At 77.5% G+C, this 3,651-nt stretch carries 3 protein-coding genes; 2 read left to right on the plus strand and 1 reads right to left on the minus strand.

Annotated elements, in window-relative coordinates; all coding sequences use genetic code 11:
* Positions 1-1,480: glutamate synthase subunit beta (locus ATM99_RS09555; RefSeq protein WP_062102701.1), on the minus strand; the 1,480-nt coding region annotated here is incomplete at its 3' end.
* Between the two features lie 335 nt (positions 1,481-1,815).
* Here ATM99_RS09555 and ATM99_RS09560 point away from each other — a divergent pair.
* Both ATM99_RS09560 and ATM99_RS09565 read left to right on the plus strand, forming a co-directional pair.
* Entirely contained in the window at positions 1,816-2,562 is a 747-nt protein-coding gene (locus tag ATM99_RS09560; RefSeq protein WP_062102702.1) for a cyclopropane-fatty-acyl-phospholipid synthase family protein, read from the plus strand.
* Positions 2,563-2,755: 193 nt separating this feature from the next.
* Positions 2,756-3,571 carry a glycerophosphodiester phosphodiesterase family protein gene (locus ATM99_RS09565; protein ID WP_369798049.1) on the plus strand — a complete coding sequence of 272 codons (816 nt, stop codon included), beginning with the start codon at positions 2,756-2,758 and terminating at the stop codon, positions 3,569-3,571.
* Positions 3,572-3,651: the final 80 nt, after the last annotated feature.

Raw genomic sequence — 3,651 nt, forward strand, 5'->3', positions numbered from 1 at the left:
CGCCGGCGCGCACGCCCATCGCGACCGTGCTCGCGCGCACGGGCGCGGGCAGCGCCGTGCTCCCGGACAGGAACCGGTCGACGGCCGCGGCGGCGGCCCGGCCCTCGGCGATCGCCCACACCACGAGCGACTGCCCGCGGCCCGCGTCGCCCGCGACGAACACGCCGGGCGTCGTCGTCGCGTAGTCGTCGTCGCGCTCGATCGCGCCCCGGGGACCGCGCGCGACGCCCAGCTCGTCGAGCAGCGCTCCCGGCTCGGCGCCCGTGAAGCCCAGCGCGAGCAGCACGAGGTCGGCCGGCAGCTCGCGGCGCGTGCCCGCGACCGGCGCGAACCGGCCGTCGACGAGCTCGACGTCCTCCACCTCGACCGCCCGGACCGCGCCCGCGCCGTCGGCGAGGAACTGCACGGTGCTGGTCGCCCAGACGCGCTCGCCGCCCTCCTCGTGCGCGCTGGACGTCCGCAGCACGCGCGGGTACGTCGGCCACGGCTGGTCGTCCGGCCGGTCGGTCGGTGGCGTCGCCAGGATCTCGACCTGGGTGACCGAGCGCGCGCCCTGGCGCAGCGCGGTGCCCAGGCAGTCGGCGCCCGTGTCGCCGCCGCCGACGACGACCACGTCGCGCCCCGTCGCGACCAGCTGGTGCGGCACGGTGTCGCCGACCGCGACCCGGTTGGCCTGCGGCAGGTAGGTCATGGCCTGCTCGATCCCGCGCAGCTCGCGCCCGGGCACGGGCAGGTCGCGCGGCACGGTCGACCCGGTGGCCAGCACGACCGCGTCGTACCGAGCGGCCAGCTGCGCGCCCGTCACGTCGACGCCGATCTCGACGCCCGTGCGGAACCGCGTGCCCTCGGCGGCCATCTGCTCCAGCCGACGGTCGACGACACGCTTCTCGAGCTTGAACTCGGGGATGCCGTACCGCAGCAGCCCGCCCGCGCGGTCGGCGCGCTCGTAGACGACCACGGTGTGGCCGGCACGCGTGAGCTGCTGCGCGCACGCGAGCCCCGCGGGCCCGGACCCGACCACGGCGACCGTGTGGCCCGAGAGCCGCTCGGGCACCTGCGGCGGCAGCAGCCCGCGGTCGAACGCCTCCTCGGCGACCGCCACCTCGACGTTCCGGATCGTCAGCGGCTCACCGTTGATCCCCAGCACGCACGCGGCCTCGCACGGTGCCGGGCAGATGCGGCCCGTGACCTCGGGGAAGTTGTTGGTCGCGTGCAGCCGGTCGCACGCGTCGGCCCACTGCCCGCGCCACGCGAGGTCGTTCCACGCGGGCATCTCGTTGCCCAGCGGGCACCCGGAGTGGCAGAACGGGATGCCGCAGTCCATGCAGCGCCCGGCCTGGCGGCGCACGAGCGCGACGTCGTCGGGGTGGCCCGCGCGGTGCGCGTGGACCTCGCGCCAGTCGAGCAGGCGCACGGCCACGGGGCGGTCGGCGGGCAGCTCGCGCTGCCGCGTCGTGAGGAAGCCGCGGGGGTCTGCCATGGTCGCTCCCGGGGTGGCACGGCGGTGGACGCACGCACGGGCGGCGGCGCGGCCGCGCGCAGGCGCAGCGTGCACGCTAGGCCGCTCTCCGGGCCCGGCCGGGGGTCGGAGGTCCCGGCCCGCCGGTGCGTGGCCGCCGGAGCACCGCAAAGACGTGGCCCGCGTGCGCGTCCCGTCCTAGCGTGCGACCGGGCTCGCACGGAGCCCCGCCGCGCGCGCGACGCGACGGCGCTCCCGCGGAGAGGCGTGACGACGGATGACGGTCCCGGCGCGGGTGGACGGCCACGTCCACCACCGAGCAGCCCACCTCTCCCCCCGGAACCAGGAGCACCGTCGTGTTCGACCACCGTCTCTTCTCGATCCGTGAGTCCCGCCACCGCATCCACAACCCGCTGACCGCCCAGCAGCTCGCGACCCTCGGGGCCGCGCTCGACCTGCGCCCCGGCGCGACCGTGCTCGACCTCGCGTGCGGCTCGGGCGAGCTGCTCGCGACGTGGGCCCGCGACCACGGCGTCACGGGCGTGGGCGTCGACCTCAACCCCGACTTCCTCGCGCACGCCCGCGCACGTGCCGACGCGCTCGGGGTCGGCGACCGCGTGCGGTTCGTCGAGGCCGACGCGAGCGGCTGGGTCGCCGACGCGCCCGTGGACGTCGCGGCGTGCGTGGGCGCGACGTGGATCGGCGGGGGCGTGCCCGGCACGCTCGAGCTGCTGCGGCGCAGCCTGCGGCCCGGCGGGCTGCTGCTGGTCGGCGAGCCGTACTGGCGCACCGTGCCGACGGCGCCCGGCGAGCTCGCCGCGTGCGGCGTCCCGTCCGCCGACGCGTACCGCACGCTGCCCGGGCTCCTGTCCGGGTACGGGGACCTCGGGTACGACGTGGTCGAGATGGTGTGCGCGACCGAGGAGTCCTGGGACCGGTACCAGGCGTCCCAGTGGCTCACCATGCGCCGGTGGGCCGACGCCCACCCGCACCACGACCTGCACGACGAGGTGCGCCGCCTGCTCGCCGAGGAACCCGCCCGGTACGCCGCGGGCACCCGCACGTTCTTCGGCTGGGCCGTCGTCGCGCTGCTCGCGCGCTGATGGCGCACTGATAGCTCGCTGATCGCGCGTCGGGGTGGCGGGTGCGCCCGCCGCTCCGACGCGCAGCGCCTCGACTCGCCGGCGCCCGACGACGCCCGACGACGCCCGGGTGACGGGACGGCGACGCGGGCGGGCGGGTGAAGTGCCGGTGCCGCGGCCCGGGGCAGGACCCACGACGCGCGAGGATGGTCACGTGGACGCGCACCGGGACGTCGAGGACGGTCCCGGGCGCGCCCGGGTGCGGCACGCCTACTTCGACGACCCGTCGGGCGTCGTCGCGCTCGCGCACCGCGGGTTCGCGCTCGACGGGCGCGAGAACTCGCTCACCGCGTTCGGCGCCGCGGTCGACCTCGGATTCCGGTACGTCGAGACCGACGCGCACGCGACGTCCGACGCCGTGGCGGTCGCGCTGCACGACGACACGCTGGACCGCACGACCGACGCCGAGGGCGTGGTGTCCGAGCTGGCGTGGTCGGTCGTGCGGCGCGCGCGCATCGGGGGCGTCGACCCCGTGCCGCGGCTCGACGACGTGCTCGGCACGTGGCCGGACCTGCGCGTCAACGTCGACGTCAAGAGCGAGCGCGCGGTGCTCCCGGTCGTTGCGGCGATCGAGCGCACGCGTGCGCACGACCGCGTGTGCGTCGCGTCGTTCTCGGCGGCGCGACGGCGCGCGACGGTCGCGCGGCTGAGCCGACCCGTCGCGACGTCGGCGGCGACGGGCGAGGTCGCGCGCTTCCTCGCCGCGCACCGCGCGCACCTGCCCCGCCTCGCGGCACGCGCCCTGCGCGAGGTGGACGCGCTGCAGGTGCCGGCCGCGCAGGGCCGGCTGCGGGTCGTCGACGCGGGCACGGTCGCCGCCGCGCACGCCGCGGGCCGCGGCGTGCACGTGTGGACCGTGAACGACCCCGCCGAGATGCACCGCCTGCTCGACCTGGGCGTCGACGGGATCGTCACCGACCGCGCGGACCTGCTGCGCGACGTGCTGCGCGCGCGGGGCACCTGGGTCTGAGCGGACGGTCCCGCGCGGCGAGCCCCGCCGACCCGGACCTGTGGACGGGCGGGTCGGCGTCGGCGGCGTGGGCTAGCGTG

It is taken from the genome of Cellulomonas sp. B6 (assembly GCF_001462455.1).
In the GTDB taxonomy this organism is placed as follows: domain Bacteria; phylum Actinomycetota; class Actinomycetes; order Actinomycetales; family Cellulomonadaceae; genus Cellulomonas.